This is a genomic window from Streptomyces sp. NPDC093252, assembly GCF_040683675.1.
GTDB lineage: Bacteria > Actinomycetota > Actinomycetes > Streptomycetales > Streptomycetaceae > Streptomyces.
This window is the reverse complement of sequence record NZ_JBFBEM010000005.1, coordinates 500,959-521,034: the sequence shown is the minus strand read 5'-3', so window position 1 is coordinate 521,034 and position 20,076 is coordinate 500,959. Positions and strand designations below refer to the sequence as shown.

The following is a 20,076-nucleotide window of genomic DNA, read 5'->3' as shown; positions in this document are numbered from 1 at the left end:
TGCCAAGGGCATGGCTGGTTGGCTACGTTCGGGAGGGATAACCGCTGAAAGCATCTAAGCGGGAAGCCTGCTTCGAGATGAGGACTCCCACCCCCTTGAGGGGTTAAGGCTCCCAGTAGACGACTGGGTTGATAGGCCGGATCTGGAAGCCAGGTAACTGGTGGAGGTGACCGGTACTAATAGGCCGAGGGCTTGTCCTCAGTTGCTCGCGTCCACTGTGTTGGTTCTGAAACCACGAACAACCCCGCCCAGCAGTTTTCGGGTGGTGCGGTTGGTTTGAACAGTTTCATAGTGTTTCGGTGGTTATAGCGTGAGGGAAACGCCCGGTTACATTCCGAACCCGGAAGCTAAGCCTTACAGCGCCGATGGTACTGCTGGGGGGACCCGGTGGGAGAGTAGGACGCCGCCGAACAAATTTTGGGGGAGAGCCTCATACCTTTGGGTATGGGGCTCTTCTGCGTTTCCCGGGAGTTTAAGGTCGGGGTATGCGCTATGACCTTGTGATCTTTGACAATGACGGAGTGCTGGTCGACAGCGAGCCGATCTCCAATCGGGTGCTCGCCGGGTATCTGACCGAGCTGGGGCACCCGACCTCGTACGAGGACTCGCTGCGGGACTACATGGGGGCCGCTGTGCATCGGGTGCATGATCTGGTGCTGGAGCGGACCGGGGAGCGGTTGCCGGCGGAGTTCGATGACGTGCTGCATGAGCGGGTCTTCGCTGCGTTCGAGCGGGAGTTGCGGCCGGTCGACGGGGTCGTGGAGGTGCTGGAGAAGCTGACGGCGGAGGGGGTGCCGTACTGCGTTGCCTCGTCGGGGAGTCATGAGCGGATTCGGGTGGGGCATCGGGTCACCGGGCTGGAGCGGTGGTTCGACGACGGGCGGATCTTCAGTTCCGAGGATGTGGGGCGGGGGAAGCCGGCGCCGGATCTGTTTCTGTATGCGGCGCGGGTGATGGGGGTGGCGCCGGAGCGGTGTGTGGTGGTGGAGGACAGTGCGCTGGGTGTGCGGGCGGGGGTCGCGGCGGGGATGGATGTGGTCGGGTTCGCCGGGATGACTCCGGTGGAGCGGCTTGAGGGGGCGGGGAGGGTGTTCTTCGGGATGGGGGAGTTGGTCGGGCTGGTGGTGTGAAGGTGGGGTGCTGTGAAGTTGAGGGGAATTCATCTTTGGCTTGATGTAGGCAGGGGGCGCCGGGGGCCCTACGCTCGCCGCCATGACGGAAGTGCTGCGGCGCGGTAGGGCTTCGCTGGCGTTCGGCTTCTTCGCGCAGGGGGTGGCGTTCGCGCTGCTGGTGACGCGGATCCCGGCGGTGCAGGACCGGTACGGGGTGTCCGACGCGCTGCTGCCGGTCTTTCTGGCCGCGGTGCCGATCCTGGCCGGGGTCGGGAGTGTGGTCACCGAGCGGCTGGTGCGGCGGGTCCGGCCCAGCGCGGTGCTGCGGTGGTCGCAACCGGTGGTGCTGCTGGCGCTGTTCGGGGTGGGGGCCGGGGAGCGGATGGCCGAGTTGGCCGTCTCGCTCGCGGTGTTCGGGCTGGCGGTGGGGGCGCTCGACGCCTCGATGAACATGCTCGGCGTCAGTTTGCAGCGGGCGTACGGGCGGAGCATCATGCTCGGGTTTCATGCCGCGTACAGCCTGGGCGGGATTCTGGGGGCCTCGCTGGCCTGGATGGGGGCGCACTGGGGGCTCGCGCTGTGGGTGTCGTATCTGCCGGTGGTGTTGGTGCTGGTGCCGGCGGCGCTGGTGGGGAGCCGGTGGTATGTGGATGGGGGCGGGGAGGGGAAGGGGGCGGGGTCTGACCGTGCTCACGGGGCGGAGGCGTCCGGGGTGGTGTTCAGGGCGTTGCTGCCGCTGTGTCTGGTGATGACGTTCGCGTACATCGGGGACTCCACGGTGTCGAATTGGAGTGCCAAGTACTTGCAGGATGTGCTGGGGTCGTCGGAGCAGACGGCGACTGTGCCGTACAACGTCTATATGGTGACGACGCTGGTGGGGCGGGCCGTGGGGGACTTCGGGGTGCGGCGGTTCGGGGCCGTGGCGGTGGTGCGGGGTGGGGCGGTGGTGGCCGCGGGTGGGTTCGCGGTGGTGGCGGGGGCGCCGGGGGCCTGGGTGGAGATGCTCGGGTTCACGTTGGTGGGGCTGGGGCTGTGTGTGCTGGTGCCGCAGACGTTCGCGGCGGCCGGGCGGTTGTTCCCCGGGGCTTCGGACGCGGCGGTGGCGCGGCTCAATGTCTTCAACTACGTCGGGTTTCTGATCGGGTCGCCGCTGGTGGGGGCGCTCGGGGATGTGTGGAGCTATCGGGGGGCCATGCTCGTGCCGATGGTTCTGGTGCTGGTGACGCTGGTGTACGCCCGGTCGTTCGAGGGTCCGGGGGACCGATACGGTGGCGGGCATGAGCGGTCGCGCACGGCTGATGTGGGACGAGGCGGTAACGGGCTATGACTTCGGCCCCGAGCATCCGATGGATCCGGTCCGGCTGGAGCTGACCCGGCGGCTGGTCGGGGCGCTGGGCCTGGACCAGGCGCTGGAGGTCGGTTCGGCGAAGCAGGCCGGGGACTCGACGCTGCGGCTGGTGCACCGGGAGGACTACATCGCGGCGGTGCGGGCCGCGTCGGCGGATCCGGCGGCGGCGGATCCCTCGTACGGGCTGGGGACCGTGGACGATCCGGCGTTCGCCGGGATGCATGAGGCGTCGGCGCTGATCGCCGGGTTGTCGGTGGGGGCGGCCGAGGCGGTGTGGCGGGGGGAGGTGGCGCATGCCGTGAACTTCGCCGGCGGGCTGCATCACGCCATGCCGGGGGCGGCGTCGGGGTTCTGTGTCTACAACGACGCGGCGCTGGCGATCGCGCGGCTGCTGGAGCTGGGGGCGGAGCGGGTCGCCTATGTCGATGTCGATGTCCACCATGGGGACGGGGTGCAGGCGGCGTTCTGGGACGACCCCCGGGTGCTGACGATCTCGCTGCACGAGCATCCGCGCACGCTGTTCCCGCAGACCGGGTGGCCGGAGGAGACCGGGGCGGCGGGGGCCGCCGCGGGGTCGGCGGTGAACGTGGCGTTGCCCGCGGGGACGGGGGACGCGGGATGGGTGCGGGCCTTTCACGCGGTGGTGCCGGAGCTGCTGGCCGATTTCCGGCCGCAGGTGCTGGTGACCCAGCACGGGGCGGATACGCATTTCGAGGATCCGCTGGCGCATCTGGCGGTGTCGCTGGACGCGCAGCGGGCGGTGCAGGTCGCCTGTCATGAACTGGCGCACGAGCATGCCGGGGGGCGGTGGGTGGCGCTCGGCGGGGGTGGCTACGCGGTGGTGGATGTGGTGCCGCGGTCGTGGGCGCATCTGGTGGGGATCGCGGCGGGGCGGGATGTGGCGCCGGAGACGGTGGTGCCGGAGGGGTGGCGGGCGGAGGTCTACGCCCGGACCCGGCAGTTGGGGCCGGCCCGGATGACGGACGGGCGGTGGCCGGTGGGGTGGGGGGCCTGGGAGGACGGGTACGACCCGGGGGACCGGGTGGACCAGGCGGTACTGGCGACCCGGCGGGCGGTGTTTCCGCTGCGGGGGCTGCTGGCTTGACGGCCCGTCTTGGGGGGGGCGGTCCCTGGAGGGTCCAGCCGCCGGGGGGCCGGTCATCGGAGGGTCAGCCGCCCGGGGGGTTCGGTCATCGGAGCGTCAGCCGCCCGGAGGGTTCGGTCACCGGGAGGCCAGCCGCCAGAGGCTACGGTCACCGAAAGGCCAGCCACCGAAAGGCCAGCCACCGAAGGGCTCGGCCACTGGAGAATCCGGCGGCGAACGCCGAGGTCCGGCCTCGGAGAGTCCGGCGGTAACGCCGAGGGTCCGGCCCTCGCCGGGTCCGGCGGTGAACGCCGAGGGCCCGGCCTCGGAAGGTCCGGCCGTAACCGCCGAGGACCCGGCAGCAGCGCCCGCCCCCCGTCGAGGCCCCCGGCGATGTCCGGCCACCCGGTACGCGGCCGGAGGCCCCTCCCGCTACCCCCGGTCGTGGGGGATTCGGCGAAGTACGGGGTGGGTCGTGCGGCGGTGCGGCAGCATCGGGGCCGTGCTCGGTCGTGGTGGGGTTCTGGGGCATGTGGTCGGCTGCCGGATCGCCGGGGTCGTGGCCACCGGGCGGGAGACGAGCCTGCGGAGCTATCGGCTCTTCGCGGCCCGGGATCCCCGAGTGCTGATCGGGATCGATCCCGAGGGGGCCTGGGGCGAGCCGGAGTTGATCGGTTTGATGGCGGAGAAGTGCGGGGTATCTCCGGATCCGCGCTGTGTGGAGGGGCCGGATGTGATCGATCCCTTACGGACGCTGCTCGCGCTGGACCGGTTCGCCGAGCGGATCGCCGAGGTGGCTCAGCGCAAGGGGCCGGTGCTGATCGGGACCGGGCATCCGGCCGCGCTGCTGGGCTTCTACGCCGGGCTCGCGGACGCTTTGTCGACGGCGGGATGTGATGTCCTCACCCCGGCGCAGGGTCGCTGTGTCGACATAACGACCCGGTTCGGTCTACGCACGTACAACCTTGATTACGTACGGGGTGTCGGGTTCGTGCGGGCGCACCACCCCGGGGGGCTCCGGGGTGCGACCGGCGCGCATGCCCACTCGCCGCTGCCGGTACGGGTGGCGCTGGCGGCGCTCGCCGAGGCCGGCGGGCCGCTGCCGGAGTTGGTGATCGGGGACCACGGCTGGGTCTGCGGAGCAGGTCAGCTAGGGTTCGAGGCCATCGGTCTGGGTGATACGGACGATCCCGCGCTGTTCGTCGGGGAGGCGGAGGGGCGGGTGTCCGTCGCCGTTCCCCTTGATGACGGCGTGCGATCCGATTACTACCTGCCGCTGACCCGCTACGTACTCAATCGAGCGTGTCTGTCACAGTAGGCCGCCGATGGGTGCACCTCTTCCCCACTCGCATCACCCGCCCCTACATTGGGGAGTGAGCACGCAACGACGAAGAGTCACCGGAAGGGGAAGCCGGTGGCCGTCGAGTGCGGAAGGTTCAGGTGTGTCATGGCTGCTGGCGATCGTCCTCTCAGCGAGGTTCAGTTCCTTACCGTGGCGGAAGTCGCCTCGGTGATGCGAGTGTCGAAGATGACCGTGTACCGGTTGGTGCACAGCGGTCATCTGCCCGCGATTCGGGTGGGGCGGTCCTTCCGCGTCCCCGAGAACGCGGTTCACGAATACCTCCGCGACAGTTATGTGGGGGTGGAGACGGCCTGACGATCGCCTCGATTACGACCTCAGCGCTCGGGCGGGTAGGCTAGCCCCTCGTAGGTCGTGTGGGCCCATGGCGCCCAAACACCGAGTGATGAGAAGTGAGCGAGGGTAGTCGTGGGCTCTGTTATCAAGAAGCGGCGCAAGCGGATGGCCAAGAAGAAGCACCGCAAGCTGCTCAAGCGCACGCGCGTCCAGCGTCGTAACAAGAAGTAGCGGCGTGCGGCGTGGTGGCCGCGGGGTAGTTCCCCGGTCGCCGTCGCCGTGCTGCTGATGCTTCTGCGACGCGGGTGATGCCGTCGAGCGCGGGAAATGTGGATGGCCCTCCATCGGTCCTGGACCGGTGGGGGGCCATCGTCATGCCCGGGGTCGTCGGCCGTCGGTCACGGACGGGACCGGTGGGACCGGTGGGACCGGTGGGAATCGGCGGCTCGGCGGTCGTGCGGTCATCACAGCGCAACGTCGAGGCGCTAGGTTGGCGGCAGAAGCACGGTACGGCAGCGCAGTGGCGCGGTACCCCGGGAGGAAGGGCGCTGGTCTTGGGCAAGGTCGTGCTGGTGACCGGAGTGGCGCGGCGGCTCGGCGGCCGGTTCGTCCGGCGGATCCAGCGGGACCCCGGCGTGGACCGGGTGGTCGCGGTGGACGCCGTGGAGCCCGAGCACGGGCTCGGCGACGCCGACTTCGTCCGCGCGGACATCCGCCAGCCGACCATCGCCCGGGTGCTCGCCGAGAGCGGCGCCGACACCGTCGTCCACATGGATGTCACGGCGACCGCGCTGGGTGGCGGCGGCCGGGCCGCGGTCAAGGAGACCAACGTCATCGGCACCATGCAGTTGCTCGGCGCCTGCCAGAAGTCGCCCACGGTGAAGCGGCTGGTGGTGAAGTCGAGTACGAATGTGTACGGGTCGGCGCCGCGCGATCCGGCGGTGTTCACCGAGACGACCCCGCCCAAGTCACTGCCCAGCGGCGGCTTCGCCAAGGACACCGTCGAGGTCGAGGGCTATGTCCGCGGGTTCGCCCGGCGGCGGCCCGATGTCGCGGTGTGTGTGCTGCGGTTCGCCAACATCCTCGGGCCGAGCGCGGACTCGCCGCTCGCCGCGTACTTCTCGCTGCCGGTGCTGCCGACGGTCCTCGGCTACGACCCCCGGCTCCAGTTCGTGCACGAGGACGATGTCGTGGACGTGCTGCGGATCGCCGCGCAGGAGCCGCGCCGGGGCACTCTCAACAGCGGCACGTTCAATCTGGCCGGGGACGGGGTGCTGCTGCTGTCGCAGTGCGCGCGGCGGCTCGGGCGGCCGACCGTGCCGCTGCTGCTGCCCGCGGTCACCTGGGCCGGGTCCCTGGTGCGCACGCTCGGCATGACCGACTTCTCGCCCGAGCAGATCCGGCTGCTGACCCATGGCCGGGCCGTCTCCACCGTCCAGATGCGCGAGACCCTGGGGTTCCGGCCGAAGTACACCACCGCGGAGACCTTCGCGGACTTCGCGCGCGGCCGGGGCCCCGGGCTGCTGCCGCCCGAGACCGTCGCCCGTGCCGTCGACCGCCTCGCCGCGCTGCCCGTCGCCGGCGACGGCCACCCCCCGAGCACGGACTAGCGCCGACCGGCGCCGATCGAGGAGCGCAGCAACGATGGCGGATGCCAAGGTCATTCCGTTCGACGACGACCGGTCCCGCGGGGGCGCGGGGCAGCGCCCGGCGCGCCGCCGGACGGCGTCTCGCCGGGGCGGCGGGGAGCCGTCGCCGGTCCATCAGCTCGACGAGCGCCTCGGTCCCCCGCCCGCCGAGGAGCGGTCCGGCGGGACGCAGGATGATGGTCGGGTGACCAGTGAGGAACCGGCGGCGGCGCCGGACGGCGGCAGCGGTGGCAGTGGCCTGGAGCGGCGGATCGCGGGCGGACTGGCGTTCCTGCGCCGCCGCCTGACCGGCGACTACGAGATCGACGACTTCGGCTACGACGAGGAGCTCACCGACCAGGTCCTGATGTCGCTGCTGCGCCCGGTGTACGAGAACTACTTCCGGGTCGAGGTGAAGGGCATCGAGAACATCCCGGCCGAGGGCGGTGCGCTGATCGTCGCCAACCACTCCGGGACGCTGCCGCTGGACGGGCTGATGATGCAGGTCGCCGTGCACGACCATCATCCGGCGGACCGGCATCTGCGGCTGCTCGCCGCCGACCTGGTCTTTGTGCTGCCGGTGGTCAATGAGCTGGCCCGCAAGCTGGGGCACACCCTGGCCTGCGCGGAGGACGCCGAGCGGCTGCTGGCGCAGGGCGAGCTGGTCGGGGTGATGCCGGAGGGGTTCAAGGGCATCGGGAAGCCCTTCAGCGAGCGCTACAAGCTCCAGCGGTTCGGCCGGGGCGGCTTTGTGTCGACGGCGCTGCGGCAGGGCGCTCCGATCGTGCCGTGCTCCATCGTGGGCGCCGAGGAGATCTATCCGATGCTCGGCAACTCCAGGACCCTGGCCCGGCTGCTGGGCTTCCCGTACTTCCCGCTGACCCCGACCTTCCCGTGGCTGGGTCCGCTGGGCGCGCTGCCGCTGCCGACGAAGTGGACGATCCAGTTCGGCGAGCCGATCCCGACGGACGGGTATCCGCCGGAGGCGGCGGAGGATCCGATGCTGATGTTCAACCTCACCGACCAGGTCCGCGAGCAGATCCAGCACACCCTGTACAAGCTGCTGGTACAGCGCCGCTCGGTGTTCTTCTGAGATTCTTCTGAGTTCACCCGGGCTCTTCTGGGGCTTGCTCTTCGGGTACGGCGATGGGGGCGCCCCTGGTGAGAAAGGGCGCCCCCATCGGCGTGGAACTCGTGGTGCGGGTTACTCGGCGTCCTCGCTGTCGATGCCCAGGCCGGGCAGGAGGCCCGGGAGGAGCGGGGGCAGGGTGACGTCGGGTTCGGCGCTGGGTGGTTTGGTGGGGGTCGGGCTGGTGCCGCCGGTGTGCTTAGGGGGGTCCAGCAGGCCGCCGGTGCCGCCGCCTAGCAGGCCGTCGTTCTGTTCGGTGCCGGGGTCGGCGGGGCGGCTGGGGGTGCCGGTGCGGGACTGTCCGCCGTCGGCGGTGCCCTGGCCGGTGCTGGGGGTGGCGGACGACCGGCCGGGGTCGGCGGAGCCGGTGGTGCGGTCGCTGCCGGGGCTGCTGCTGCGGCCGTTGCCGCCGGACGGGCCGGAGCCGTTCTTGGCGGGGGGCTGCGGAAGCAGGGACCGGAGCGGGGCGACCTCTTGGTCTATGGCGTCGAAGACCGAGGTGACCTGCTCGCTGACATCACCGAGCTGGACCGGGAGCTTGTCGCGCAGGGCGCCCCAGGCGTCGCGGTGGGACCGGGAGAAGGAGGAGAGGGCCTGGATGGGGCCGATCGAGTCGGGGTCGCGCTGGTAGGCGGCGGTGAGCAGCCGGTGGCCCTCGGAGGCGTCGTGGGTCATCCCGGAGAGGGCGCGGCGGATCTCGCCGAGGGATTCGTGGTCGAGTTGGCCGCCGCGACCGCGGTCCATCAGGCGGCGGGCCTCGTTGAGCCGGGTGGACGCCTGGTCGAGGTAGGCCTCGCCGCGCTCGTCGTCACCGTCGGCGAGGCCGCGTTTGAAGTCCTCTATGCCGCGCTTGAGGCCGTAGAGCGAGTCACCGGGGAGGGCGTCGGAGCTGGCGGCGGCGACTCCGCCGAAGGCGCCCGCCGCCACGCTCACGCTCAGACCGCCGGCCGTGAGGCCCTTGGCGAGCCGACTGCGCGGGCGGAACTTCCCCAGTGAGGCGGCCCGGTGAGCGCCCTTGGTTCTACGGGAGCGCTGCTCGGGCACCGAAGGGTCCGCTGCCGCCGCTGTGGCGGTGCCCTCCTGGAGCATTGCCTCCATCGCGGCCACCAGTTGTGCCCGCTGAACGACCTTGACCTCGGGGTCCAGCTCCGGACGGGGCAGCTCGCCGAGACGGGTCGCGAGGGCCAGCAGACGGCCCTGCTCGGTCTGTTCGGCGGCTGCCGCGGCCGGGGGCGAACCCTCGGTCTGCTCGGCCGCCGTGCCCCGGCCGGACTGTTCCTCCGTGGCCTGGGCGAAGGCGTTCGCCCGCCGGTGTGCCGATACGTTCGCGATCACTGGCGGCACCTCCTCTCGTCATGACGGTCGACTCCCCAGGGGGTCCTGAGGGTTGCACGCCCTGGCCATGAGCACACGATCGGGTGATCGGAGTCGGCCAGGGGGTGACCACAGGGAGCCTGCATCCCGCACAACGAGCGGCGCGGCACTTGGGTTACGGACTGCGGATGATCGGATCGGGGAGCCAACGGACTTTCACTGACCGTGAGTTGATGGTTGCTGAACGTGTGTGAGCGAAGTGGGGGTCAGCGGGCGTCCTCGGGGAGCAGCCGGGCGAGGGTGCGGACGGCGCGGTACTGGAGGGTCTTGATCGCGCCCTCGTTCTTGCCCATGACGCGGGCGGTCTCCGCGACGGACAGGCCCTGGAGGAAGCGCAGGGTCACGCATTCCTGCTGCTGGGGGTTGAGCCGACGGACCGCGTCGAGCAGGGCGGCGTTGGAGAGGGACTCCAGGACCGAGTCCTCCGGGGAGCGCTCGACCTCGTTGGCGTCGAGCATCTCGCCGGTGGTGACCTCCAGCCGGAAGCGGCTGGACTTGAAGTGGTCGGCGACCAGGTTGCGGGCGATCGTGACCAGCCAGGCGCCGAAGTCGCGGCCCTGCCAGGTGAAGGTGCCGATCCGGCGGAGGGCGCGCAGAAAGGTCTCGCTCGTGAGGTCCTCCGCGGTGGCCTTGCCGCCGACGCGGTAGTAGATGTAGCGGTAGACGGTGTCGCTGTACTGGTCGTAGAGGCGGCCGAAGGCGTCGGCCTCGCCCGCCTGGGCGCGCTCCACGAGATCCATCATGCGGGCGCTGTCGCTGTCGGCCGCGGGACGGCGGGCGGGGGCGGTCGCGGTTGCGGCGCCGGTCGTGCGGGACCTTCTGCCGACCGCGGCGGTTCCTTCGGCGAGTGCGTAGCACGGGCCTACGGGCGCGGTGGCGGAGGTGGAGGCGAGGGCGGGGACGGCGTACGCGGTGGGGACGAGGTCGCGCAGCAGTTGTTGGACCGTTGCGCGCAGCGTAGCCAGGCCCGAGGCGTCAACCCCGACGTGTGGGTACACGGGACTCCCAGAGGCAGAGCTTCCATCACGTGCAGTGCGGGACCGTTCACCCGTCGTAGCGACGGAGGGGTACCGGTTTGCGTCTGAGGAGAATAACGCTTCGTGCAGGCCCTGCTACACCCAGTTGCTCAAATCATCGATTACGTCGCTTCTGTAACCGGTTGATGCTCGATCAAGTGTCGATGTCTGAACGGCTGTTGATTGGATCGGATCGGTTTGGGGGTGGATACGGGGCGTGTTGTGGCGGTGCGCGGACAAGGGGAGTGGTCAGGGGGTTTCTTGGGTACGGTCCGACGATTGGCCGGTTTTCGGGGATGGGCCGGTTGGGTGTGTCGGGGTTTTTCGGGTGTGTCGGTGTTTGTGCGGGGTGGGGGTGTGTGGTGGTGGGGGTCACTCGAATGGTGCCGGGGCCCGGGGCGGGGCGTGCGGGGCTAGCGGCGCTTTCGGTGCAGGGCGATGGCTGCCGCTGTGCCGCCCGCCACCGCGCCCACTCCTGCCGCCGCCGGGATGCCGACCTTGGCCGCCTTGCGGCCCGTGCGGTAGTCGCGCAGGCGCCAGTCGAGGGTGCGGGCGTGCTTGCGGAGCTTGCTGTCGGGGTTGATGGCGTAGGGGTGGCCGACCAGGGACAGCATGGGGATGTCGTTGTGGGAGTCGCTGTAGGCGGCGCAGCGGGTCAGGTCCAGGTGCTGGGCGGCGGCCAGGGCGCGGACCGCCTCCGCCTTCGCCGGGCCGTGCAGCGGTTCGCCGACCAGCTTGCCGGTGTAGACGCCGTCGACCGACTCGGCGACCGTGCCGAGCGCGCCGGTCAGGCCCAGGCGGCGGGCGATGACGGTGGCGATCTCGACGGGGGCGGCGGTGACCAGCCAGACCCGCTGGCCCGCGTCCAGGTGGGCCTGGGCGAGGGCGCGGGTGCCGGGCCAGATGCGCTCGGCCATGTACTCGTCGTAGATCTCCTCGCCGATCGACATCAGCTCGGCGACGCGGTGGCCCTTGACGATGGACAGGGCGGACTCGCGGACGTCCTGCATATGGTCCGGGTCCTCGAAGCCGGCCAGTCGGAACCAGGTCTGCTGCCAGGCGAACTTCAGCAGGTCGCCGGTCTCGAAGAACTTCCGCTTGTAGAGGCCGCGGCCGTAGTGGAAGAGGGCGGCGCCCTGCATGACCGTGTTGTCCAGGTCGAAGAAGGCGGCGGCGCGGGTGTCGCCGGGGACCGGGAACGCGGGTTCCCCGCCGGCGGCCGGTTCCGCGGCGGACCCCTCGGTGGTCTTGCGCGCGGCCTCGGCCGAAGCCTCGCCTGCCAGAACGCTCCGCGCCGTGGCGGAGCGCCTACGGGGGGTGAGCCATCGTAGAGCGGCCATGTCCGTGAGCATAGCCAGTCTGTTCGGTGGTTCCGGAGTGGGGAGGTTTGCGGGGTGTGAACTCTCCGCGTCCCGGGCGTGACGGCGGGGCGGGTGCGGCGGGCGGTTCCGGCGGGACAATGACGTCATGAGTCCCCTCTTTCGGCGCAAGGAATCCGGCGGTGCCGGTGGCCCGGATCCGCGTGGGCGGGTCGTCACCCTGATCGGCAGGCCCGGCTGCCATCTGTGCGACGACGCCCGGACGGTGGTCGAGAAGGTGTGCGGGGAGGTGGGGGCCGCCTGGGAGGAGAAGGACATCACCGGGGACCGGGCGTTGTACGACGCCTACTGGGAGCAGATTCCCGTGGTGCTGGTCGACGGGAAGCAGCACACGTTCTGGCGGGTCGACCCGGACCGGCTGAGGAAGGCACTGACCGGCCAGTACAAGTAGTCCGAAAATCGCTTAGGATCGACGGCGAATCGGTCTCGGGGGCGTGGACCTTGAAGGAGTGTGTGCGGTTTGACCCCCAGGGTCGTGGGTGCGCGGTGCCTGTGCGCCGGTGTCCGATGTGTGCGCCGGGGGCGCGTGACCCCGGTCACGTTCGCCGGGCAAATCGGACACCATCTTTGTGCACGCGTTCACAAAGACATAGCCTGCTGTCGACGGGGCGGTCCGGGGACACCGGAGACACATGCCCGCCCGCAGCCCCGCTCTACCCGCAGGAGCACCGTGGCAACTGGCCGAACTCACCGACCGGCGACCCGTAGCCGAGGGATTCCCGAGGCCACCGTCGCCCGGCTTCCGCTGTACCTCCGTGCCCTCACCGCGCTCTCCGAGCGTTCGGTGCCCACCGTCTCATCCGAGGAACTGGCCGCCGCCGCGGGGGTCAACTCCGCGAAGCTGCGCAAGGACTTCTCGTATCTCGGTTCCTACGGGACGCGTGGCGTGGGCTACGACGTCGAGTATCTCGTGTACCAGATCTCCCGCGAGCTGGGGCTGACCCAGGACTGGCCGGTTGTGATCGTCGGTATCGGTAACCTCGGCGCCGCGCTCGCCAACTACGGCGGGTTCGCCTCCCGCGGTTTCCGGGTCGCCTCGCTGATCGACGCCGATCCGGCGCTGACCGGGCGGACCGTCGCCGGGATCCCGGTGCGGCACACCGATGATCTGGAGCAGATCATCTCCGACAACGGCGTCTCGATCGGGGTGATCGCCACCCCCGCCGGGGCCGCCCAGCAGGTGTGCGACCGGCTGGTGGCCGCCGGGGTCACCTCGATCCTGAACTTCGCCCCGACCGTGCTGAGCGTTCCCGAGGGTGTCGACGTCCGCAAGGTCGATCTCTCCATCGAACTCCAGATCCTCGCCTTCCACGAGCAGCGCAAGGCCGGTGAGGAGCAGGAGCAGCAGGAGCAGGAGCGCTCCGGCGGGAGCGCCGCGCCCGCCGCCCGCAAGGGCGTCAAGGAGTCCGCCGAGCAGGGGCCCGACGGGGACGTACCCGCCGTGATGCCGGCATGAGTCTGCTCGTCGTCGGGCTGAGCCACCGCAGTGCCCCCGTCAGTCTCCTGGAGCGGGCCGCGCTGAGCGGTGACGCCCGGATCAAGCTGGCCCAGGACACGGTCGCCGCCGACCCGGCCGCCGAGGCGGCGGTGCTGGCCACCTGCAACCGCATCGAGCTGTACGCCGACGTCGACAAGTTCCACGCCGGGGTCGCCGAGCTGTCCACGCTGCTCGCCCAGCACAGCGGGGTCGGCCTGGAGGAACTCACCCCCCATCTCTATGTGCACTACGAGGACCGGGCCGTCCACCATCTCTTCTCGGTGGCCTGCGGGCTCGACTCCATGGTCGTCGGCGAGGGGCAGATCCTCGGGCAGATCAAGGACTCGCTGGCCACCGCCCAGGACGTGCACACCGCCGGGCGGCTGCTCAACGACCTGTTCCAGCAGTCCCTGCGGGTCGGCAAGCGCGCCCACACCGAGACCGGCATCGACCGCGCCGGGCAGTCGCTGGTCACCTTCGGGCTCCAGCAGCTCGCCGCCGGTGCGGAGACGGCCGCCTGGGCGCGCGGGAAGCGGGCCCTGGTGATCGGGGCCGGCTCGATGTCCTCGCTGGCCGCCGCCACGCTGGCGCGGGCCGGGGTCGCCGAGATCGTGATCGCCAACCGCACCGCCGAGCGCGCCGGGCGGCTGGCCGAGATCCTTCACCAGTCCGGCGAAACGGACGTGCTGGCCCGCGCGGTACCGATGGACGCGGTGCCGGACGAGCTGACACGTGCCGACATCGCCGTTTCCTGCACCGGAGCCACCGGGCTCGTCCTCACCGCCGACCTGATCGCCGAGGCCCTGGAGGGCCGCACCGGCGTGCCCGCGGTCGAGATCGACGACGACCGGGAGAGCCGTACCCGGCCCGGGGGCGGGCTGCCGCCGACCTCCGTGGGGAGCGAGGACGGGTGTCCGCTGGACCTCGCCGCCGCCCAGCCCGGGTTCTCCGTCCTGGGCGAGGCCGCCGTCGCCGGGATGGACGCGGCCACGCTGGAGCAGCACGCCACCTGGGCGGCCGGGGGAGCCGCCGCCGAGCGGCGCGAGAGCGCCCGGCGCGGGCCCGGCGCCGACGCCGGACTGATCAGCGCGCTCGCCGTGACCGCCGCCGCCACCGGCCGGGTCCCCGAGCACCGCAAGCCCGAACCGGTGGCCGCCCCCGGGCGCCCCGAGCCGGTGCTGTTCCTGCTCGACCTCGCCATGCCCCGCGACATCGACGCCGCCGTCCACCGCCTCGCCGGGGCCCGGCTGGTCGACATCGAGACCCTCGCCGGAGCCTCCGCCGACGCGCCCATGGCCGCCGATGTCGACCTGGTGCGCGGAATCGTCTCCGCCGAGGTCACCGCCTTCGGCGCCGCCCAGCGTGCCGCGCACATCACCCCGACCGTGGTCGCGCTGCGCACCATGGCCGCCGAGGTCGTCGCCCAGGAGATCGCCCGGCTGGAGGGGCGGCTGCCCGCCCTCGACGACAAGCACCGCGCCGAGATCACCCAGACCGTGCGCCGCGTCGTCGACAAGCTGCTGCACGCGCCGACCGTACGGGTCAAGCAGCTCGCGGCCGAACCCGGCGGCGCCGGGTACGCGGACGCGCTGCGGACCCTGTTCGACCTCGACCCCGAGACGGTCGCCGCCGTCTCCCAGGCTGCCCAGGCCGTTTCCCGGGCCGAGGACAGCACGGAAGTGAAGGACCGACGGGTATGACCGAGAAGGCACTGAGACTGGGGACGCGGCGCAGCAGGCTCGCCATGGCCCAGTCGGGACTGGTGGCCGACGCCGTGCGCCAGGTCACCGGACGTCCCGTGGAACTCGTCCCCATCACCACCCAGGGCGACATCTCCCGCGAGCACCTCACCCAGATCGGCGGCACCGGTGTCTTCGTCACCGCGCTGCGGGACGCGCTGCTGCGCGGCGAGGTCGACTTCGCGGTCCACTCCCTCAAGGATCTGCCGACCGCCCAGCCCGCCGACCTGGCGCTGGCCGCCGTGCCCCCGCGCGAGGACCCGAGGGACGTCATCGTCGCCCGGGACGCGCTGAAGTTCACCGACCTGCCCCGCGGGGCCCGGATCGGGACCGGCTCACCGCGCCGCACCGCGCAACTGAACGCGTACGCGCGCGGCCACGGGCTGGACATCGAGACCGTCCCGATCCGCGGAAACGTCGACACCCGCATCCGGTACGTGCAGGATGGGGACCTCGACGCCGTCGTACTGGCCGCCGCCGGGCTCAACCGGATCGGCCGCGGCGACGAAGTGACCGACTTCCTGTCGGTCGACACCGTTCTGCCCGCCCCCGGCCAGGGGGCACTGGCGATCGAATGCACCGCGGACAACGCGGAGCTGATCGCCCTGCTCGGCGAACTCGACGACCCGTTCACCCGGGTCGCCGTGACCGCCGAGCGATCACTGCTCGCCGCCCTGGAGGCCGGCTGCTCCGCCCCTGTGGGCGCGCTGGCCGACCTGCTGGGCGACGGGCGGACTGCCAAGGAAATGCGTCTGCGGGGCGTCGTCGGCACGACCGACGGCACCCGTACGGTGCAGATGTCCACCACCGGTCCCGTGCCCGAGACGCACGAGGGCGCGATGGCTCTCGGCCGCGAACTCGCCGCCGAGATGCTCGCCCAGGGCGCGGCCGGTCTGATGGGGGAGCGAGCACAGTGAGCCCCACCACCCTTCCCGCCGGTCCCGACCACGGGCACGTCACCTTCCTGGGTGCCGGACCCGGAGATCCGGGACTGCTGACCTTGCGCGCCGTGGAGGCGCTGACGCACGCGGACGTACTGGTCGCCGAGCATGAGGTGCTCGACGTCGTACGCGTCCACGCGCGGCCGGGCGTCTCCGTGGTGAACACGGATCCGGAGTCCCGCGCCTCCGATCCGGGCACACCGCAGCTCACGGTCGTTGACGGTTCGTCAACTCCCGTTCAGAGCCCTGCCCATCGGGATGCCGCACATCTTGTCATGGAGGCCGCGCGGGGCGGCAGGCGGGTGGTGCGTGCCGTCTCCGGGGACCCGGGGCTGGACACCTACGCGGCCGAGGAGATGCTCGCCTGCGCCGCCGCCGGGGTGCCCTTCGAGGTCGTCCCCGGGATCGCCGCCGCCGTCGGCGTGCCCGCCTACGCCGGGGTGCCGCTGCGGGACGCGGAGGGCGCGGACGTCCGGTTCGTGGACGCCCGGACCGCCTCCGACCGGTGCTGGACCGAGGTCGGGGCGTCGGACGGCACGGTCGTGGTGTCGACCTCCCTGGACTCGGTGGCTTCGGCCTGCGGGGAACTGGTGTCGGCCGGCCGCAAGCCGGACACCCCGATCACCGTCACCGTCGCCGGGACGACGACCCGGCAGCGCACCTGGACCGCCACCCTCGGCACCATCGCGCAGACCCTGAAGCAGGCCAAGGTGCTGCCCTCGCCCGAGGGCGGGCGGCCGGTGATAGCCGTGGTCGGTGAGCGCAGCGCCGCCGCCCAGCGCGACCAGCTCTCCTGGTTCGAGTCCAAGCCGCTGTTCGGCTGGCGGGTGCTGGTGCCGCGGACCAAGGAACAGGCCGCGTCGCTCTCCGACCAGCTCCGCTCCTACGGGGCCGTACCGCACGAGGTGCCGACGATCGCCGTCGAGCCGCCGCGCACTCCGCAGCAGATGGAGCGGGCCGTCAAGGGCCTGGTCACCGGCCGCTACGAGTGGATCGCCTTCACCTCCGTCAACGCGGTCAAGGCGGTCCGGGAGAAGTTCGAGGAGTACGGGCTCGACGCCCGCGCCTTCGCCGGGATCAAGGTCGCCGCGGTGGGCGAGCAGACCGCCAACGCGCTGATCGCGTTCGGTGTGAAGCCGGACCTGGTGCCGAGCGGGGAGCAGTCCGCGGCGGGCCTCCTGGACGACTGGCCGCCGTACGACCCGGTGTTCGACCCGATCGACCGGGTGTTCCTCCCGCGGGCCGACATCGCCACCGAGACCCTGGTCGCCGGGCTGATCGAGCTGGGCTGGGAGGTGGACGACGTCACCGCCTACCGGACCGTGCGGGCCTCGCCGCCGCCGGCCGAGACCCGGGAGGCGATCAAGGGCGGCGGCTTCGACGCCGTGCTCTTCACCTCGTCCTCCACCGTGCGCAACCTGGTCGGGATCGCCGGGAAGCCGCACAACGTGACCGTGATCGCCTGTATCGGGCCCGCCACGGCCAAGACCGCCGAGGAGCACGGGCTCAGGGTGGACGTGATGGCTCCCGAGCCTTCCGTGCACCGGCTCGCGGAGGCGCTGGCCGAGTTCGGCACGCGGCGGCGGACCGCCGCGGTCGAGGCGGGCGAGACGGTCACCCGGCCCAGCGAGCGACGGCCGGGGGCGCGCCGCAGGCGCAGTACGACATAGGGGAGCGCGGCCCGGGGTTACTGCGCCCAGGTGCGCAGGAGTTGTTCCCGGGCCGCCCGCTTCGGGGTGGCCGGGCCCGCCGTGCGGCCCCAGTCGGCCATGGCCGACAGCGTCGTCGACATCGTCGCGGCGCCCTCGGTGAGGCGGGCCAGGACGGTGTGGGAGAGGGCGGCCTCGGAGGCGGTGTAGCCGGTGGCCGCCGCCACGTACACGCTCGGTTCGTGGGTCGCGTCCGGGGTCTCCACCCGGACCGTCATCAGCGCCGGGTCCCCCTCCGCGAGGCCGCTGTACGGGCCCGGGGCCATGTCCAGGACCGCGCCGACCGTGCCGAGCGCCAGGTCCGTCACCGCGCCCGCCCGGCGCCGCAGGGTCTGGACGGGGACATCGGTGACCGTGAGGGAGCGGACGTCCTCCCAGGGGTAGAGGGCCGACTGCCTGTCGCCCAGGGCCAGGACGCCCTCCGGGGTCAGTCGGACGCCGGGGGCGAGGCCGGACGGCTTCGAGCCCAGATAGACATCGCCCTCGGTGATCCAGAACAGGCCGACCATGGCCATGCGGTACTCACTCCACTCATGCGCTCGGGTGTCGCTGTCTAGGACGCAGGGTGCGGGGCCCGCGTTCCCGCGCGGGGCCGGGGCGGGCCGACCGGGCGTCGGCAAAGGGGGCGGGGCGGCGGGCGTAGCGTAGGGGGCATGTCGAAGTACGGATCCTTCCCCGGGGCGCGGCCCCGCCGGCTGCGCGGGTCTGCCGTGATGCGGCGGATGGTGGCCGAGACCCGGCTGCACCCCGCCGATTTCATCCTGCCCGCCTTCGTCCGGGAGGGCGTCAGCGAGCCGGTGCCGGTCGCCGCCATGCCCGGTGTCGTCCAGCACACCCGGGACAGCCTCAAGAAGGCCGCCGTGGAGGCCGTCGAGGCCGGGGTGTCCGGGATCATGCTGTTCGGGGTGCCCGAGGAGAGCAAGAAGGACGCCCTCGGCACGCCCGGCACCGATCCCGACGGGATCCTCCAGGTCGCCCTGCGGGACGTCCGCACCGAGGTCGGTGACGCCCTGCTGGTGATGTCCGACCTGTGCCTGGACGAGACCGTCGACCACGGCCACTGCGGGGTGCTGGACGCGCAGGGCCGGGTCGACAACGACGCCACCCTGGAGCGGTACGCCGAGATGGCCCGGGTCCAGGCCGACGCCGGGGCCCATGTCGTCGGGCCCAGCGGGATGATGGACGGGCAGGTCGGGGTCGTCCGCGAGGCCCTGGACCGGATCGGGCGGCAGGACGTGGCGATCCTCGCCTACACCGCCAAGTACTCCTCCGCCTTCTACGGACCGTTCCGGGAGGCCGTCGCCTCCTCGCTGACCGGGGACCGCAAGACGTACCAGCAGGACCCCGCCAATGTCCGGGAGTCGCTGCGGGAACTGGCCCTGGATCTGGCGGAGGGCGCCGACATGGTGATGGTCAAGCCCGCCGGGCCGTACCTCGATGTGCTCGCCAAGGTCGCCGACTCCGTCGACGTACCGGTCGCCGCCTATCAGATCTCCGGGGAGTACTCGATGATCGAGGCCGCCGCCGAGAAGGGCTGGATCGACCGGGACCGGGCGATCATCGAGACGCTCACCGGCATCAAGCGGGCCGGTGCGCAGAACATCCTCACCTACTGGGCCACCGAAGTGGCCCGCAAGCTGGTCTGAGCCGCCGCCGGGCCCTCAGTCGAGGGCGCTGCCGGGCTCGGACTGCCAGTACGTCACCGAGAGGGTGCTGTCGTAGTGGATGCCCCCGGCCGGGAGGGTCGGGGTCGCCGAGGGGCCACCGTCGCTGTCCGGGGTGGGGCCCTGGAACATCACCGTGAGCCTGCGGCCGGTGCTGCCGCCCGTGCCGGAGCCGTCGGCGGCGCTCAGCCGGATACCGGCGTAGCCGGACTCGCCGGGCTCCAGCATCGGCACCGACTGGGGCTTGGTGTCCTCGATGGCCTGCGGCACCCACTGCATCTCGTCGAAGCGGATCACCGGGTAGTACATCAGGGCACAGACCTCGGAGCCGGTGTTGGTGACGGTCATCAGCATGTGGTTGAGGGGGCGGGGGACCTCCTGGACGGTGGTGCGGGTGTTGGTGCCGTTGCAGAGGGTCCAGTCGTTGTCGTCCGGGGTGGGGTTCCGGGTCGGGTCCGGGTTCGGGCGGGGGGTGTTGGTGGTGGTGCCGCCCTGGCCGGAGGGGGCGGTGTCGCCGTCCTTGCCGGTGGTGGTGGTGTCCGGTTCCGGGGTCTGCTCGGTGAGGGTGGGGGCTCCCTCGTCGCGGGTGCCGGTGCCGTTCGCACAGGCGGTCAGGGCGAGGGCGGTGAGGGCGGCGCCGGTGGCGGCGAGCAGTCGGGTGCGGTGGAACGTACGCATGGTGGATCCCCGTTTCTGTGCAGGTCCGAGGTGTGGCGTGCTGGGATGACCGGAGCTTGTCCGCCGGTTCGTCCCGGCCGCCAGCGCTCCCGGGCCATTCGGGACGCTGGAATGACTGCAACCGTCTGACCTGGGGGAACGTCGTTCCCCTGGAACGGGGAA

Annotated in this window: 19 protein-coding genes and 2 rRNA genes; 16 read left to right on the top strand and 5 right to left on the bottom strand. The window is 71.5% G+C overall.

Annotated elements, in window-relative coordinates:
• The 10 genes from AB0O01_RS14005 to AB0O01_RS13960 all read left to right on the top strand — a co-directional run.
• A 23S ribosomal RNA gene (locus tag AB0O01_RS14005) occupies positions 1 to 200 on the top strand; the annotation flags it as partial.
• A 95-nt stretch (positions 201 to 295) separates the two neighbouring features.
• Positions 296 to 412 (top strand): 5S ribosomal RNA (gene rrf / locus AB0O01_RS14000).
• Between the two features lie 73 nt (positions 413 to 485).
• Positions 486 to 1,130: an HAD family hydrolase gene (locus AB0O01_RS13995; protein ID WP_365313109.1), complete on the top strand. Its 645-nt coding sequence runs from the start codon at positions 486 to 488 to the stop codon at positions 1,128 to 1,130.
• Between the two features lie 82 nt (positions 1,131 to 1,212).
• Positions 1,213 to 2,439, top strand: coding sequence for an MFS transporter (locus tag AB0O01_RS13990; protein WP_365313107.1), 1,227 nt, complete (start codon positions 1,213 to 1,215; stop codon positions 2,437 to 2,439).
• Positions 2,390 to 3,565, top strand: a complete 1,176-nt coding sequence (locus AB0O01_RS13985) for an acetoin utilization protein AcuC (RefSeq protein ID WP_365313105.1) — start codon at positions 2,390 to 2,392, stop codon at positions 3,563 to 3,565. Before AB0O01_RS13990 ends, AB0O01_RS13985 begins: the two co-directional genes overlap by 50 nt.
• Before the next feature lie 481 nt (positions 3,566 to 4,046).
• Positions 4,047 to 4,862 (top strand): phosphatase, encoded by an 816-nt coding sequence (locus AB0O01_RS13980; protein WP_365313104.1) that lies wholly within the window; start codon positions 4,047 to 4,049, stop codon positions 4,860 to 4,862.
• Positions 4,863 to 4,991: 129 nt separating this feature from the next.
• Complete coding sequence (locus AB0O01_RS13975) at positions 4,992 to 5,201, top strand: helix-turn-helix domain-containing protein (RefSeq protein ID WP_365313102.1); 210 nt, start codon at positions 4,992 to 4,994, stop codon at positions 5,199 to 5,201.
• Between the two features lie 111 nt (positions 5,202 to 5,312).
• Positions 5,313 to 5,411, top strand: a complete 99-nt coding sequence (locus AB0O01_RS13970) for an AURKAIP1/COX24 domain-containing protein (protein WP_003948845.1) — start codon at positions 5,313 to 5,315, stop codon at positions 5,409 to 5,411.
• Positions 5,412 to 5,734: 323 nt separating this feature from the next.
• Positions 5,735 to 6,790 (top strand): NAD-dependent epimerase/dehydratase family protein, encoded by a 1,056-nt coding sequence (locus AB0O01_RS13965; RefSeq protein WP_365313100.1) that lies wholly within the window; start codon positions 5,735 to 5,737, stop codon positions 6,788 to 6,790.
• Between the two features lie 34 nt (positions 6,791 to 6,824).
• A complete protein-coding gene (locus AB0O01_RS13960; RefSeq protein ID WP_365313099.1) occupies positions 6,825 to 7,901 on the top strand; it encodes a lysophospholipid acyltransferase family protein in 1,077 nt (358 codons plus the stop codon).
• Positions 7,902 to 8,012: 111 nt separating this feature from the next.
• Here the strand turns inward: AB0O01_RS13960 and AB0O01_RS13955 are convergent, their stop codons facing one another.
• The 3 genes from AB0O01_RS13955 to AB0O01_RS13945 form a co-directional block, all read right to left on the bottom strand.
• Positions 8,013 to 9,272 carry a DUF5667 domain-containing protein gene (locus AB0O01_RS13955; RefSeq protein WP_365313098.1) on the bottom strand — a complete coding sequence of 420 codons (1,260 nt, stop codon included), beginning with the start codon at positions 9,270 to 9,272 and terminating at the stop codon, positions 8,013 to 8,015.
• Between the two features lie 245 nt (positions 9,273 to 9,517).
• Positions 9,518 to 10,309 (bottom strand): ECF subfamily RNA polymerase sigma factor, BldN family, encoded by a 792-nt coding sequence (locus AB0O01_RS13950; RefSeq protein ID WP_365313096.1) that lies wholly within the window; start codon positions 10,307 to 10,309, stop codon positions 9,518 to 9,520.
• A gap of 431 nt (positions 10,310 to 10,740) precedes the next feature.
• Positions 10,741 to 11,667 carry an HAD-IB family hydrolase gene (locus AB0O01_RS13945; protein ID WP_365313094.1) on the bottom strand — a complete coding sequence of 309 codons (927 nt, stop codon included), beginning with the start codon at positions 11,665 to 11,667 and terminating at the stop codon, positions 10,741 to 10,743.
• Positions 11,668 to 11,794: 127 nt separating this feature from the next.
• On the opposite strand from AB0O01_RS13945, the gene AB0O01_RS13940 reads away from it, so the two are divergent.
• The 5 genes from AB0O01_RS13940 (at position 11,795) to AB0O01_RS13920 (ending at position 17,533) form a co-directional block, all read left to right on the top strand.
• Positions 11,795 to 12,097: a glutaredoxin family protein gene (locus AB0O01_RS13940; RefSeq protein ID WP_365313092.1), complete on the top strand. Its 303-nt coding sequence runs from the start codon at positions 11,795 to 11,797 to the stop codon at positions 12,095 to 12,097.
• A 279-nt stretch (positions 12,098 to 12,376) separates the two neighbouring features.
• Positions 12,377 to 13,162 carry a redox-sensing transcriptional repressor Rex gene (locus AB0O01_RS13935; RefSeq protein WP_365313090.1) on the top strand — a complete coding sequence of 262 codons (786 nt, stop codon included), beginning with the start codon at positions 12,377 to 12,379 and terminating at the stop codon, positions 13,160 to 13,162.
• Positions 13,159 to 14,883, top strand: a complete 1,725-nt coding sequence (locus tag AB0O01_RS13930) for a glutamyl-tRNA reductase (RefSeq protein ID WP_365313089.1) — start codon at positions 13,159 to 13,161, stop codon at positions 14,881 to 14,883. The genes AB0O01_RS13935 and AB0O01_RS13930 overlap by 4 nt, the downstream gene beginning before the upstream one ends.
• Positions 14,880 to 15,839, top strand: a complete 960-nt coding sequence (gene hemC, locus AB0O01_RS13925) for a hydroxymethylbilane synthase (protein ID WP_365313087.1) — start codon at positions 14,880 to 14,882, stop codon at positions 15,837 to 15,839. Before AB0O01_RS13930 ends, hemC begins: the two co-directional genes overlap by 4 nt.
• Complete coding sequence (locus AB0O01_RS13920) at positions 15,836 to 17,533, top strand: bifunctional uroporphyrinogen-III C-methyltransferase/uroporphyrinogen-III synthase (RefSeq protein ID WP_365313086.1); 1,698 nt, start codon at positions 15,836 to 15,838, stop codon at positions 17,531 to 17,533. Before hemC ends, AB0O01_RS13920 begins: the two co-directional genes overlap by 4 nt.
• A 17-nt stretch (positions 17,534 to 17,550) precedes the next feature.
• Here AB0O01_RS13920 and AB0O01_RS13915 read toward each other — a convergent pair whose 3' ends face one another.
• Positions 17,551 to 18,087, bottom strand: a complete 537-nt coding sequence (locus tag AB0O01_RS13915) for a hypothetical protein (RefSeq protein ID WP_365313084.1) — start codon at positions 18,085 to 18,087, stop codon at positions 17,551 to 17,553.
• A 138-nt stretch (positions 18,088 to 18,225) separates the two neighbouring features.
• On the opposite strand from AB0O01_RS13915, the gene hemB reads away from it, so the two are divergent.
• Positions 18,226 to 19,218 (top strand): porphobilinogen synthase, encoded by a 993-nt coding sequence (hemB, locus tag AB0O01_RS13910; protein ID WP_365313082.1) that lies wholly within the window; start codon positions 18,226 to 18,228, stop codon positions 19,216 to 19,218.
• A 15-nt stretch (positions 19,219 to 19,233) separates the two neighbouring features.
• On the opposite strand, the gene AB0O01_RS13905 is transcribed toward hemB, so the two are convergent.
• A complete protein-coding gene (locus AB0O01_RS13905; protein ID WP_365313080.1) occupies positions 19,234 to 19,914 on the bottom strand; it encodes a DUF4232 domain-containing protein in 681 nt (226 codons plus the stop codon).
• Between the last annotated feature and the right edge of the window lie 162 nt (positions 19,915 to 20,076).